The sequence below is a fragment of the Bradyrhizobium vignae genome (genome assembly GCF_004114425.1).
Taxonomy (GTDB): domain Bacteria; phylum Pseudomonadota; class Alphaproteobacteria; order Rhizobiales; family Xanthobacteraceae; genus Bradyrhizobium; species Bradyrhizobium vignae.
The window spans coordinates 23,758-36,520 of the sequence record NZ_RDQF01000026.1; the positions used below are offsets into that span (position 1 = coordinate 23,758).

Here is a 12,763-nt window from a genome sequence, read left to right on the forward strand (position 1 = left end):
GTCAGAACAGGCTGAGCTGGTCGCCGTTCCGCTTCGGCCGCGCAAAGTGGTCCGTCGTCAGCTTGGAGCGCCGCTTGTTGAGGCCGAGTCTGTCGCAGGCGATCTCGAAGCGGCGGCCGATGGTCCAGGCCATCGGGCCGGTGCCCTTCATCCGCTCGCCCCATTTCGCATCGTAGTCGCGTCCGCCGCGCATGTCGCGGATCAGGGTGAAGACGTGGCGGTAGCGGTCCGGATAGTTCGCCATCAGCCATTCGCGGAAGAGATCGCGGACCTCCAGCGGCAACCGCAGCAGCACGTACGAGGCCTCCTTGACGCCGGCGTGGGCGGCGGCATCGAGGATTCGTTCGATCTCGGAATCGTTCAGCGCCGGAATCACGGGCGCAACCATCACCGTGGTGGGAATGCCGGCATCAGAGAGCTGCTTCAGCGCCTCCAGCCGCCTCGGTGGTGTCGAGGCCCGCGGCTCCATGGTGCGCGCCAGCTTCGGGTCGAGCGAGGTGACGGATATCGCGACCTTGGCGAGGTTGCGCTTGGCCATCCGCGCGAGAATGTCGATGTCGCGCACGACCAGCGCCGACTTGGTGACGATGCCGACCGGATGGCTAGCGCGTTCCAGCACCTCGAGGATGCCGCGCATGATCTTTCGCTCGCGTTCGATCGGCTGATAGGGATCGGTGTTGGTGCCGATCGCGATCATCCGCGGCTCGTAGCCGGGTGCGGCGAGCTCCTTCTCCAGCAGCGAAGGTGCCTCAGGCTTCGCGAACAGTTTTGACTCGAAGTCCAGCCCCGGCGAGAGGCCGAGATAGGCATGTGTCGGCCTCGCGAAGCAATAGACACAGCCATGCTCGCAGCCGCGATACGGATTGATCGAGCGGTCGAAGCCGATGTCGGGGGAGTCGTTCCGGGTGATGACCTTGCGCGAGGTGTCGACACCGACCGTGGTCCTGAACGGCGGCAGCTCTTCCAGGCTCTGCCAGCCGTCATCGAAAGCGACGCGCGCCTCGGCCTCGTAGCGGCCGGTGGCATTGGATTGTGCTCCCCGCCCTCGCCGGCGCGCGCGGTCGATGGCGACGCCAAGCTCGGGGAAATCTGAAGGCGCACCCGCCGGCTCGGAGGGCGCCGTGACCGGCGGGTGCTTGAGGGCACGAGAGGATGCTCGACTCATGAGCCCAACATAGCACGCAAACGGAACAAATCAAGAACAAGAACAAAAAACGCGAAAACAACCCCATGCAAAGTAGCCACCCAAATTTCGGGCGCGCGCCTTTGACATCACGCAACACGCCGGTCGCGACGATTTCGTTTGATCCCGCACAGGGATCGATCGCGCCGGAACAAAGTTGGTGACGATCGCTGGGTGAAAGCCGACAGGAACATGACAATTCAACAAAAAACGGCCGCCGCGAGCAGCGACCTCGGTCTGCTCGATCGCTATTGGCGCGCCGCCAACTACCTCTCCGTCGGGCAGATCTACCTGCTCGATAATCCGCTGCTGCGCGAGCCGTTACGACCCGAGCACATCAAGCCGCGTTTGCTCGGCCATTGGGGCACGACGCCCGGCCTGAACTTCATCTACGCCCATCTCAACCGCGTCATCCGCGCGCTGGACCTCAACGTGATCTATGTCTGCGGTCCCGGCCATGGTGGACCGGGCATGGTCGCCAACACCTACCTCGAAGGCAGCTACAGCGAGATCTATCCCGACATCGCGCGGGATACCGACGGATTGCGCAAGCTGTTCAGGCAGTTCTCCTTCCCCGGCGGCATTCCGAGCCATGCGGCGCCGGAGACGCCGGGCTCGATCCACGAAGGCGGCGAACTCGGCTACGCGCTGGTGCACGCCTATGGCGCGGCATTCGACAACCCCGATTTGATCGTCGCCTGCGTCGTCGGCGACGGCGAGGCGGAAACCGGCCCGTTAGCTGCGTCCTGGCATTCGAACAAGTTCCTGAACCCGGCCCATGACGGCGCGGTGCTGCCGATCCTGCATCTCAACGGCTACAAGATCGCAAATCCGACCGTGCTCGGGCGGATGCAAGATGCGGAGATCCGCGATCTCTTCCATGGGTTCGGCCATGAGCCGCTGTTCGTTGCGGGCGATGATCCCAAATTGATGCACCACGCCATGGCGGATGCGCTCGATGTCGCGCTCGCCAGTATCCGCTCGATCCAGCAGCACGCCCGTGACGGGCGCACGAGCGTCGGGCGGCCGCGCTGGCCGATGATCGTGCTGCGCAGCCCGAAGGGCTGGACTGGCCCGAAGGAAGTCGACGGCAAGAAGGTCGAGGGTTTTTGGCGCGCGCATCAAGTGCCCGTCGCGAGCTGCCGCGAGAACCCGGCGCACCTCAAGCTGCTCGAACACTGGATGCGCAGCTATGAGCCCGAAAAGCTGTTCGACGCGAACGGCGCGCTCATTCCCGAGCTCCAGGCGCTCGCGCCCGAAGGCGTCAGGCGCATGGGCGCCAATCCACATGCCAATGGCGGCCTCCTGAAGAAAGAGCTGAAGCTGCCCGACTTTCGCAGCTTCGCAATCGAGGTGCCGCAGCCCGGCGGCACCGTGGCGGAAGCGACGCGCGAGCTCGGCAAATTCCTGCGCGACGTCATTCGCCTCAATGCGCAACAACGCAATTTCCGCATCGCGGGCCCGGACGAGACGGCGTCGAACCGGTTAGACGCCGTGTTCGAAGCGACCGAACGCGTCTGGATGGAACCGATCGAGCCTTACGACGTGCATCTCGCGCAGGATGGGCGCGTGATGGAAGTCTTGAGCGAGCATCTCTGCCAGGGCTGGCTGGAAGGCTATCTGCTGACCGGACGGCACGGCTTCTTCTCCTGCTACGAAGCCTTCATCCACATCGTGGATTCCATGTTCAACCAGCATGCCAAATGGCTGAAGGTTACGCGCGACCTGCCGTGGCGGCGCCCGATCGCCTCGCTCAACTATCTTCTGACCTCGCATGTCTGGCGGCAGGACCATAACGGCTTCAGCCATCAGGACCCCGGTTTCGTCGACCTTGTCGCCAACAAGAAGTCCGACATCGTCCGCATCTACTTCCCGCCGGATGCCAACACGCTGCTGTGGATCGCCGACCATTGCCTGCGCACCTACAACCGCATCAACGTGATCGTCGCCGGCAAGCAGCCGGCGCCGCAATGGCTGTCGATGCAGGACGCGGCGACACACTGCGATGCCGGCATCGGCATCTGGACCTGGGCCGGAACGGAGGACGAAAAGGAGGAGCCCGACGTGGTGATGGCCTGCGCCGGCGACGTGCCGACATTGGAGACGCTCGCCGCCGTCGATCTCTTGCGCAAGGCACTGCCGGATCTGAAGATCCGCGTCGTCAACGTCGTCGACCTCATGACGCTGCAACCCAAGGAGCAGCATCCGCACGGCCTGTCCGACCGCGACTTCGACAGCCTGTTCACGCGCGACAAGCCGGTGATCTTCGCCTATCACGGCTACCCTCATCTCATTCACCGGCTGACCTATAACCGCACCAATCATGCCGGCATGCATGTGCGCGGCTTTGCCGAGGAAGGCACCACGACGACGCCCTTCGATATGGTCGTTCTCAACGAGCTCGATCGCTACCACCTCGCCATCGAGGCGATCGAGCGCGTGCCCGGGCTCGCGACCAGGGCCGCACAAGTGAAGCAGCGATTCCGCGACAGACTGATCGAGCACTCCCGCTACATCCGCGAGCATGGCGAGGATATGCCTGAGATCCGCGACTGGGTCTGGCCGAACAGCGCCGGCGGCAACACGCCGGCCGAAGCCGGCGACTAGCCATGTCGAACACGGTCCTCGCCCTCAATTCGGGATCGTCGAGCATCAAGTTCGGCCTGTTCGAGATTGCGGCGGCCGATCCCATCCTGCTGTGCAAGGGCCAGCTCGACGAACACGAGGCAAAACCCCGGCTCATCGTGAGGAGCGCCGCGGGGGAGGACCTGGTCGAGACGCGGAGAGACGCATCGGATGCCGAGGACGGTCATCTGTTCGCCGACGTGCTCGCCTTCGTCGAGGACCGGTTCGGCGAACGCAGCCTCCGTGCCGTCGGCCATCGCATCGTTCACGGCGGGCCGGATTATTCAGGCCCTGTCGTCCTGACGGACGATCTCACCGCGAAGCTGCAGGCGTTGACACCGCTGGCCCCGCTGCACCAGCCGCGCTGCCTTGCGCCAGTCCGCACGCTCGCGGCGCTCCGGCCCGGGCTGACGCAGATCGCGTGTTTCGATACCGCCTTCCACCACGGCCTCGCGCCGCCGGCGAGCCGCTTCGCCATTCCCAGGCGCTTCGAGGCGCGTGGCGTCAGGCGTTACGGCTTCCACGGCCTGTCTTTCGAATATGTCGCAGGACGCCTGGCCGAGATCGCGCCGGAGCTCACGGCGAGGCGCATCGTCATCGCGCATCTCGGCAACGGCGCCAGCCTCTGCGCATTGCGCAATGGCCGCAGCGTCGACACCACGATGGGGCTGACGCCGCTCGACGGCCTCGTGATGGGCACGCGCTGCGGCACGATCGATCCCGGCGTGCTGCTCTATCTGCAGCAACACGAGAACATGTCGGTCGAGGAGGTCCAACACCTGCTCTATCACGAGTCAGGCCTCTTCGGCGTCTCCGGCACCTCCGCGGACATGCGCACGCTGCTGGCGAGCGGCGAGGCTGCGGCGCGAGAGGCGGTCGATCTCTTCGTCTTCCGTGCGGCGCAGGGGATTGCGATGATGTCGACCACGCTCGAAGGGCTGGACGGTCTGATCTTCACCGGCGGCATCGGCGAGCATGCCAAGGAGATCCGCGGCGCGATCGGCGAGTGTCTCGCCTGGATGGGCGTGCGCATCGATGCTGCTGCGAATGATGCCGCACGCGAGTGCATCAGCCGGGGCGATGGCAGCGTCGAGGTGTTCGTCGTTCCAACGAATGAGGAACTGACGATCGCACGGCACTGCGCAAGGGTGCTGCGAGCGATGGCGACTCCAGGTGGGCGAAGCGTTCTGTCCGCGTTCGCATAAGCAATGAGTTCGCGGAGCCAGACCCCTCACCCCGAACGAATTTGTGTCTCCTGGTATCGCTGCCCTCTCCCACAAGGGGCGAGGGCACAGTCACGCGCATCTCGCTCGCGGATAAATTCATCGAGCACTAATGAGTCCCCGACCATATCTGAAAACACCCGATCGCGACCTCGATCACGATTAGGACCACGACCGCGATCTCCAGGCGGAGCGAGCGCTGGGTGTCGATGATGTCGGTCAGTGCGTTGGCGGTCTCCGACACCGCGGTGAGCTTGCGCTCGAGCGTGTCGAGGCGCTCCTTCAACTCGTACTCGTCCTCGAGACGGGAATAGAGCCGATCGAGCTCTGGCTTCTCCCAGAGGACGTCGGGCTTCTCGGCGACCGCGACGCGGCCCGCGACGCGCTGCTGCACCAGCAGTGCATTACCGATCAATTGCAGAATGCCCTTGCGCCGGCGCGGTGTGCGGCCGCCTTCGGCGAGCTCCCGTGCGAACGGCTCGATCACGTCGAAGACCGCGGCGACGCGGCGCTCGTCGCGCGCCAGCGACGTGCTCTTGGCGAGCGCATCCGCGACCAGCAGCAGCCGGTCGTCGGAGAATTTGGCGAGGCAGATCGGCCCGCCCGGCTGGATCGTCTCGGCGGCCTCATCGTTGCAGAGCTGCACCTGTGCGATCTCCTCCTCGTACGGGCTGAGCTCTCCGGTCACACGCGACTTCAGATTATCGACGAGGACCTTCTCCTCGGACGGAAGCAGCCCGATCAGCACCACGACGCCGTAGCGGAAGATTGCGGCAAGGCCGGCATGGACGCGGAAGGCGGCCGGCGTCGAGGACACCAGCGTGCCGATCTCCAGGCTGGAAGCATTGATGCGCTCGCCGAGCATCAGCGCGCGGATCCGCAAGGTCGGCGCAGTCCCCTGCTTCGGCGACGTTGGCACCATGCTGACGGCGGGTTGATCGGCGTTCATGTGAGGCCTCTCCCGGGACCGAGATCGCACATCTTCATTCGCCCTTTCTTGCAAGCTGAAGTCTCCTCTGAGAGGGACCGACTGCCCGCGCGCAGCGAATCTCGCCATGAAGCTTCGGTTTAATACCGCCGGAATCAGCTTGTGCCGAAACATTCGGCAATATTTCCACCCCGCACATGACACATTTGGCTGCGATGACTGGCTGCGGGTTTACCATCGCATGCCGAAGCGCCGCCGGAAAGTTGCACTCGGCAACGCTACGGGTTTATGACAACATCATTAGAACGCTACGCTTCTCCCGAAGTGCCGACCCTGAAGCCTCAATCATGCTGAGCGTCATCATTCCGACCGACGGTGTCGAGCAGACGGCGGTCGCAACCCTGGCCGCGCTGGTCCCCGGCGCCGCCGCCGGTGTCATCCGTGAGGTTCTGCTGGTCGACGGCACTCGCAACGGTGTCATCGAGCGCGTTGCCGACGTGGCGGGCTGCCGTTTCATCGGGTTCGAGGGATCTTCGCAAGGCGCCGCGCTCGCCGCCGGCGCACGGCAGGCCCGATCGCCATGGCTCATGTTCCTGCCTGCAGGCGCCGTGCTGGAAACCGGCTGGATCGAGGAGACCACCCAGTTCATCCAGGCCGTCGCCACCAGCGGCCGGGATCGGGCGGCGGTGTTCCGCTATGCGCGTTCGCCCTACGCAAATACCGCATTGCGCGACATTCTCTGGGCCGTGGCGCGCAAGCTCGTCGGTCCACTCGGCGATCAAGGGCTGTTGATCGCGCGTGAGCATTACGACCGGATCGGCGGCTACCCGCCCCACGCCCGCCATTCCGAAGCGCGGCTGCTCCGGCGGCTCGGCCGGTCGTCCCGGACCATGCTGCGCAGTCGGATCGTCATGGTCGGCTGAGATACTTGCCAACGTCAAATAATTAATTGACAATGGCAAATATCGAGGTGATCCCATGCTGTCCAAATCGACCGAACAGGTCTCCGACGACCACATCGCAGCGGTCCGCGCCTTCAACCGCTTCTATACCCGCAAGCTCGGCGTGCTCGACCAGCACCTTGGCAAGACCCCGTTTTCGCTCAGCGAGGCGCGCGTTCTTTATGAACTGGCGCATCGCGACGACCTTGCGGCAAAAGAAATCGGAAACGAGCTTGGTCTCGACCCCGGCTATCTCAGCCGCATCGTCCAGAGCTTTGACGAAAAAGGGCTGATCACGCGAACACCCCTGGCCGCGGATCGTAGGCAATACCAGCTCAGCCTCACCGCCAAGGGCCGCCAGGCTTTCGCCAAGCTGAACCTGAGCTCGCAAAACGAGGTCGCTGCGATGCTGGCTCAGCTTTCGGCCGACGATGCAACGCGGCTCACGCAGGCCATGGCAACCATCGAGGCGGTGCTGGGGCAGCGTCGAAGCCGGCCCGCGGCTTTCGTGCTGCGCAGCCATCGCGTCGGCGACATGGGCTGGGTCATCTCACGGCAAGGCGCCGCCTATGCCGCGGACTACAACTGGGACATCAGCTACGAGGCGCTGGTCGCCGAGATCTGCGCACAGTTCATCAAGAACTACGACGCCGCGCGCGAGCACTGCTGGATCGCGGAAATGGAAGGCGAGCCGATCGGCTCGATCTTTCTGGTCAAGGCCACGGACGAGATTGCGAAGCTGCGCCTGTTGCAGGTGGAGAAGAAAGCACGCGGACTCGGTGTCGGCCGCGCACTGGTCGAGCAATGCATCCAGGGCGCCCGCGAGAGGGGCTACAGCAAGATGACTCTGTGGACGCAGAGCATCCTGGTCGCCGCGCGCGGGATCTACAAGAGTGCGGGATTCAACCTGGTCGCGACCGAGCCGCATCACAGCTTCGGGCAAGATTTGATTGGGGAAACGTGGGAACGGGATCTCTGACGATCTCGCAGCGAGCGAGATGCGCGTTGCTGTGCCCTCTTCCCCTTGCGGGAGAGGGCATGTCAACTAGCAAACACAAGCTCGCTCGGGTGAGGGATATCTCACCGATGCGGATGGATACCCCTCATCCGGCGCTTCGCGCCACCTTCTCCCACAAGCGCAGAAGGAAGCGGTCCGCCCCTAAAGCGCGATGAGATTTGGATGAATCGTCATCGCGCTCTAGGTTATTGTTTGCGCGTGATCTTTCCGGAAAACCGCTTCGCACTTTTCCGGATCATGCTTTAGCTCAGCATTTAGCTCAGCATTCAAGCAACAATCATCACACCGTCGCGCCTTGCGCCTTCGGGCGGCGCAAATGCTCGTCCAGCCGCGGCATGATCTCGACGAAATTGCAGGGGCGCGTGCGGTAGTCGAGCTGGGCTGCGAGGATGCCGTCCCAGCCGTCGCGGCAGGCGCCGGGCGAACCCGGCAGGCAGAAGATGTAGGTCGCGCCCGCAACGCCGGCGGTGGCACGGCTCTGGATCGTCGACGTCCCGATCTTGGCGTGGCTCAGCATGTGGAACGCGATCGAGAAACCGTCCATGCGCTTCTCGAACAGCGGCTCGATCGCCTCCGGCGTCACGTCGCGTCCCGTAAAGCCGGTGCCGCCGGTGGTGATGACGACGTCAATGCCGCTATCGGCAATCCAGCGGCGGATGACGGCACGGATCGCCTCGACGTCGTCGGTGACGATCTCGCGCGCGGCGAGATGATGGCCCGCAGCCAGGAGACGGTCGACCAGGGTCTGGCCGGACTTGTCATCCGCAAGCGCGCGCGTGTCGGACACGGTGAGCACCGCGATATTCAGCGGGATGAACTGCTTTGTTTCGTCGATGGAGGTCATGTTGCGTCTTTCGTGTCCCGGACAAGGTGCGGCGCATCAGCGCCGCGCCGCAGAGCCGGGGCCCAGTTCGGAGACTTGGGAGACCGGCATTGTGGGCCCCCGGCTCTGCAGCGCACCGCTGAAGAAGCGCTGCGCTGCGTCCGGGGCAAGGTGTCGAGAATTACAACGCTCCCGCACCGAATGTGTTGCAAGCCTGGACCGTGCCCTGCTGGTAGCCGGTCATGAACCACTGCTTGCGCTGCGCCGCCGAGCCGTGGGTGAAGGAGTCAGGCACGACGCGGCCCGTGGCCTGGCGCTGCAGCGTGTCGTCGCCGATCGCGCTCGCCGTGGTCAGCGCGGCGTCGATGTCGCCGGGCTCGAGGAAGTTCGGACGCTTCTTCGCCTCGCGATTGACCCACACGCCGGAGAGACAATCCGCCTGCAACTCGACCTTCACCTGAAGCGCATTCGCCTCGGCCTTCGAGCCGGCCTGCTGCTGCAGCCGCGTCACGCGCGGAATGATGCCGAGCAGGTTCTGGATGTGATGGCCGGCCTCATGGGCGATGATGTAGGCGGTGGTGAAATTGCACGCCGACTTGCCGGAGCAGCCGCGGAAGCGCGTCTCGACCTCGCGGAAGAACGAAGTGTCGAGGAAGATGGTGCGATCAGGTGGACAGTAGAACGGCCCCATCGCCGACTGCGCCATGCCGCAGCGGCCACCATTGGTGGCGTTGCGGAACAGCACGATCTTCGGACCGGTATAGGACTGACCGCTGGCCTGGAAGATCTCGCTCCAGCGGTCGTCGATCTCGCCGAGGATGCCGGAGATCATGCTGCCCATCTCGTCGGTCGGCGCGCCGCGCTTGCCCGAGGACGCCTGACGGTCGGTCTGGTAGGTCGGCGCATGGCCGCCGCCGCTGAGGATCTCGGCGCCGCCGATCAGGATGCGCGGGTCGATGCCGAAGGCATAGCCGATCAGGCCGAGCACGATGATGGTGCCGATGCCGAGCCCGCCGCCGCCCATCGGCAGACCGAACCCGCCTCCTCCACCGCCGCCAAAGCCACCACCCTCATCGCGACGATCCTCGATGTCGTCGCTGCGGCGGAAGTCATCGTAGCGCATGGCGGCCTTTCCTCTGGGGTCCCTGATTCAGTTTCGACGGCGCACAATGGTGCGAAAGCTCAACGCGCCACACACGTAAAATTTCCGTTGCGTTTATCAATATCGTGGCCGGCAAAAATTGCCTAGTGCGACAGCATGTCGGTGCCAGCAATTTTTTCCGAGGGTCGAGCAATTTTTTCCGAGGGAAATTTGCAGCCATCTTGCAGCCATGATTGCGGCCGCGAGCCGAGCAAACGCGAAATACACTGTAAAACAAGGCGCATGCGCGCGACAACACGCGCACAAGCGGCGATGCACGGCCTGCTCACAAAAGTAGCGGGTTAAGTCGATTTTTACTTTGCCGCTTCAATGTAGCGGTCAGTCGGTTGTTTGGTCCCGCGTCGCCGACAGCGTCGCCTGAGTCAGAGTTCTTGAGTCATGGTAGAGTCGCGTCGCGGGGCGTCTGCAAGGGCGCCCCGCACAAATTTCGAGTCTCCGTCGCATCGCATCATCGTCGGCGATTGCGTCGCCGAGATGTCGAAGCTTCAGGCAGGCAGCGTCGACCTGGTGTTCGCCGACCCGCCCTACAATCTCCAGCTCAAGGGCGATCTCAAGCGCCCCGACGAATCCCATGTCGATGCCGTCAATGACGACTGGGACAAGTTCGATTCGTTTGCTGCGTATGACAATTTCACCCGCGCCTGGCTGCTTGCCGCCCGCCGCGCGATGAAGCCATCCGCGACGATCTGGGTGATCGGCTCCTATCACAACATCTTCCGCGTCGGCGCGATCATGCAGGATCTCGGCTTCTGGCTCCTGAATGACATCGTCTGGCGCAAGACCAATCCGATGCCGAACTTCCGCGGCCGCCGTTTCACCAACGCGCACGAAACGATGATCTGGGCCGCGCGTGACGAGAAGGCCAAGGGCTACACGTTCAACTACGAGGCGCTGAAGGCCGCCAACGAGGACGTGCAGGCGCGGTCTGACTGGCTGATCCCGCTCTGCACCGGCGAGGAGCGTCTCAAGGGCGCCGACGGCAAGAAGGTGCATCCGACGCAGAAGCCCGAAGGGCTGCTCGCGCGCGTGCTGCTGTCGTCATCGAAACCAGGCGATCTCGTGATCGATCCCTTCAACGGCACCGGCACCACCGGCGCTGTCGCCAAGCGCCTCGGCCGCTCGTATATCGGCTTCGAGCGCGACAAGACCTATGCGAAAGCCGCGGAAGCACGCATCGCCGCGGTGGAGCCGCTGCCTGAGGCAAGCCTTGCCCCGTTCATGACAGCGCGCGAGGCACCGCGCGTCGCGTTCTCCGAGCTGATCGAGCGCGGCATGATCATGCCCGGCACGAAACTGTTCGACGCCAAGAAGAAGCTGGGCGCGCTGGTGCGCGCCGACGGTGCCATCATGCTCGGCGACAAGGTCGGCTCGATCCACCGCATCGGCGCGGTCGCGCAAGGCGCGCAGGCCTGCAACGGCTGGACCTTCTGGCACGTCGAAACCAAGAAGGGTCTCAAGCTGATCGACGAGCTGCGTGCCGAGATCCGCGCCGGCATGGCGGCGGAGTAGCCCTCCCTCCGTCATTCCGGGGCGCGCAAAACGCGAACCCGGAATCCATCCTGCTACAGCACATCCGGCCCAATGGATCCCGGCTCGCGCCAAGAGGCGCGGCCCGGAATGACGGCGGCGGATGGTTGAAAGCCGCCCCTGCCAGGACTAGATTCGCCCGATCAGCCCCGTCCTGACCGGTTGGGCTCCATGCGACGACAGTCCGAGACATTGCTGCTGGTGCCGCTGCTGCCGATCTTCCTGGTCGGCATGTTTCCGATGTTCCTGATCGCGCTTCTCGGTTTCTTCGGTCTGGCGCTGTTCGGCGTGCTCGTGATCTGCGTCGGGCTCGCCAGCAGCAACGAGGCGCACGACAATTTCAACCATGACGTCATCGTTCACGGCTACGCGCGCGGATCGGAGCGCGCGGCGCGGGCCTCCGACATGCATCTCGCCGCGCGGCTCGGCCTGCGGCTGGAGGCCGTGGGCACGGCCATGGTCATTACGGCGGCAATCGGCCTCTGTTACGCCGCCTGATCTGCGCCACGCGCAGACACCGCCCGGCAAACTCGCCGGTTGCTCTCCCGCAACGGGCTCAGGCAAGACAAGGCCCGCCCAACGACGCCTCGTGCGCACGCGGCAACAGACACCGAGGAGATGTGTGATGCTCAAATTCTATTTCAACGGATCGCCGAACCCGACCAAGGTCGCGCTCTATCTGGAAGAGTCCGGCCTGCCGTTTCAGCCGGTCGCGGTCGACACCCGCAAGGGCGAGCAGTTCACGCCGGAGTTCCTCAAGATCAACCCGAACGGCAAGGTGCCGGCGATCGACGATGGCGGCACCATCGTGTTCGACTCGAACGCCATCCTGCTTTATCTCGCCGAGAAGACCGGCAAGTTCCTGCCCACGAACCGCGCCGAATTGCTGTCCTGGCTGATGTTCATCGCCACCGGCGTCGGGCCCTATTCGGGCCAGGCCGTGCACTTCAAGCATTTTGCGCCGAAGGACCAGAACCACGATTACGCCCATAACCGCTACCAGTACGAGACCGATCGCCATTACAAGATTCTCGACGGTCACCTCAAAGACCGCCGCTACATGGTGGGCGACAGCTATTCGATCGTCGACATGGCGCTGTGGGGCTGGGCGCGGATGGTGCCGTTCAAGCTCGGCGACGACGCCTTTGCGCGATACCCGAATGTGAAGCGGCTCGTCGACGAGATTTCGGCACGCCCGGCGGCGGCACGCGCCATCGCCCTGAAGGACAAGTTCACCTTCAAGGCCGAGATGGACGACGAAGCGCGCAGCAACATGTTCAAGCACATGACGACCAAGGTGGCTTGAGCGCGCCGCTCTTCGAGGCCACGCGCA

11 protein-coding genes are annotated in these 12,763 nt (G+C 64.2%); 7 read left to right on the forward strand and 4 right to left on the reverse strand.

Features of this window, described 5'->3' with window-relative positions:
- Nucleotide 1: 1 nt before the first annotated feature.
- Nucleotides 2–1,165, reverse strand: a complete 1,164-nt coding sequence (locus EAV90_RS21895) for a PA0069 family radical SAM protein (RefSeq protein WP_122404803.1) — start codon at nt 1,163–1,165, stop codon at nt 2–4.
- A 210-nt stretch (nt 1,166–1,375) separates the two neighbouring features.
- Between EAV90_RS21895 and EAV90_RS21900 the strand changes: the two genes are divergently transcribed.
- Both EAV90_RS21900 and EAV90_RS21905 read left to right on the forward strand, forming a co-directional pair.
- Complete coding sequence (locus tag EAV90_RS21900) at nt 1,376–3,790, forward strand: phosphoketolase family protein (RefSeq protein ID WP_164937054.1); 2,415 nt, start codon at nt 1,376–1,378, stop codon at nt 3,788–3,790.
- Nucleotides 3,791–3,792: 2 nt separating this feature from the next.
- Complete coding sequence (locus EAV90_RS21905) at nt 3,793–5,013, forward strand: acetate/propionate family kinase (RefSeq protein ID WP_122404805.1); 1,221 nt, start codon at nt 3,793–3,795, stop codon at nt 5,011–5,013.
- Nucleotides 5,014–5,140: 127 nt separating this feature from the next.
- Here the strand turns inward: EAV90_RS21905 and EAV90_RS21910 are convergent, their stop codons facing one another.
- Nucleotides 5,141–5,980: an RMD1 family protein gene (locus EAV90_RS21910; protein WP_122404806.1), complete on the reverse strand. Its 840-nt coding sequence runs from the start codon at nt 5,978–5,980 to the stop codon at nt 5,141–5,143.
- Nucleotides 5,981–6,306: 326 nt separating this feature from the next.
- On the opposite strand from EAV90_RS21910, the gene EAV90_RS21915 reads away from it, so the two are divergent.
- Both EAV90_RS21915 and EAV90_RS21920 read left to right on the forward strand, forming a co-directional pair.
- Nucleotides 6,307–6,882 (forward strand): glycosyltransferase family protein, encoded by a 576-nt coding sequence (locus EAV90_RS21915; protein ID WP_122404807.1) that lies wholly within the window; start codon nt 6,307–6,309, stop codon nt 6,880–6,882.
- A gap of 55 nt (nt 6,883–6,937) precedes the next feature.
- Nucleotides 6,938–7,879, forward strand: a complete 942-nt coding sequence (locus EAV90_RS21920) for a bifunctional helix-turn-helix transcriptional regulator/GNAT family N-acetyltransferase (RefSeq protein ID WP_122404808.1) — start codon at nt 6,938–6,940, stop codon at nt 7,877–7,879.
- 319 nt (nt 7,880–8,198) lie between these two features.
- Here the strand turns inward: EAV90_RS21920 and moaB are convergent, their stop codons facing one another.
- Both moaB and ypfJ read right to left on the reverse strand, forming a co-directional pair.
- Nucleotides 8,199–8,762 (reverse strand): molybdenum cofactor biosynthesis protein B, encoded by a 564-nt coding sequence (gene moaB / locus EAV90_RS21925; RefSeq protein WP_122404809.1) that lies wholly within the window; start codon nt 8,760–8,762, stop codon nt 8,199–8,201.
- A gap of 160 nt (nt 8,763–8,922) precedes the next feature.
- Complete coding sequence (gene ypfJ / locus EAV90_RS21930; protein WP_129144645.1) at nt 8,923–9,864, reverse strand: KPN_02809 family neutral zinc metallopeptidase; 942 nt, start codon at nt 9,862–9,864, stop codon at nt 8,923–8,925.
- A 417-nt stretch (nt 9,865–10,281) separates the two neighbouring features.
- On the opposite strand from ypfJ, the gene EAV90_RS21935 reads away from it, so the two are divergent.
- The 3 genes from EAV90_RS21935 (at nt 10,282) to EAV90_RS21945 (ending at nt 12,736) form a co-directional block, all read left to right on the forward strand.
- Nucleotides 10,282–11,412, forward strand: coding sequence for a site-specific DNA-methyltransferase (locus EAV90_RS21935; protein ID WP_129144646.1), 1,131 nt, complete (start codon nt 10,282–10,284; stop codon nt 11,410–11,412).
- A gap of 189 nt (nt 11,413–11,601) precedes the next feature.
- Nucleotides 11,602–11,928 (forward strand): hypothetical protein, encoded by a 327-nt coding sequence (locus EAV90_RS21940; protein WP_122404812.1) that lies wholly within the window; start codon nt 11,602–11,604, stop codon nt 11,926–11,928.
- A gap of 127 nt (nt 11,929–12,055) precedes the next feature.
- Nucleotides 12,056–12,736 (forward strand): glutathione S-transferase family protein, encoded by a 681-nt coding sequence (locus EAV90_RS21945; RefSeq protein WP_162500403.1) that lies wholly within the window; start codon nt 12,056–12,058, stop codon nt 12,734–12,736.
- The last annotated feature ends 27 nt before the right edge of the window (nt 12,737–12,763 follow it).

Excerpts from the sequence above, each read along its gene's own strand:
- EAV90_RS21895 (WP_122404803.1), bottom strand. The coding sequence starts at position 1,165 with ATGAGTCGAGCATCCTCTCGTGCCCTCAAGCACCCGCCGGTCACGGCG.
- EAV90_RS21900 (WP_164937054.1), top strand. The coding sequence starts at position 1,376 with ATGACAATTCAACAAAAAACGGCCGCCGCGAGCAGCGACCTCGGTCTG.
- EAV90_RS21905 (WP_122404805.1), top strand. The coding sequence starts at position 3,793 with ATGTCGAACACGGTCCTCGCCCTCAATTCGGGATCGTCGAGCATCAAG.
- EAV90_RS21910 (WP_122404806.1), bottom strand. The coding sequence starts at position 5,980 with ATGAACGCCGATCAACCCGCCGTCAGCATGGTGCCAACGTCGCCGAAG.
- EAV90_RS21915 (WP_122404807.1), top strand. The coding sequence starts at position 6,307 with ATGCTGAGCGTCATCATTCCGACCGACGGTGTCGAGCAGACGGCGGTC.
- EAV90_RS21920 (WP_122404808.1), top strand. The coding sequence starts at position 6,938 with ATGCTGTCCAAATCGACCGAACAGGTCTCCGACGACCACATCGCAGCG.
- moaB (WP_122404809.1), bottom strand. The coding sequence starts at position 8,762 with ATGACCTCCATCGACGAAACAAAGCAGTTCATCCCGCTGAATATCGCG.
- ypfJ (WP_129144645.1), bottom strand. The coding sequence starts at position 9,864 with ATGCGCTACGATGACTTCCGCCGCAGCGACGACATCGAGGATCGTCGC.
- EAV90_RS21935 (WP_129144646.1), top strand. The coding sequence starts at position 10,282 with ATGGTAGAGTCGCGTCGCGGGGCGTCTGCAAGGGCGCCCCGCACAAAT.
- EAV90_RS21940 (WP_122404812.1), top strand. The coding sequence starts at position 11,602 with ATGCGACGACAGTCCGAGACATTGCTGCTGGTGCCGCTGCTGCCGATC.
- EAV90_RS21945 (WP_162500403.1), top strand. The coding sequence starts at position 12,056 with ATGCTCAAATTCTATTTCAACGGATCGCCGAACCCGACCAAGGTCGCG.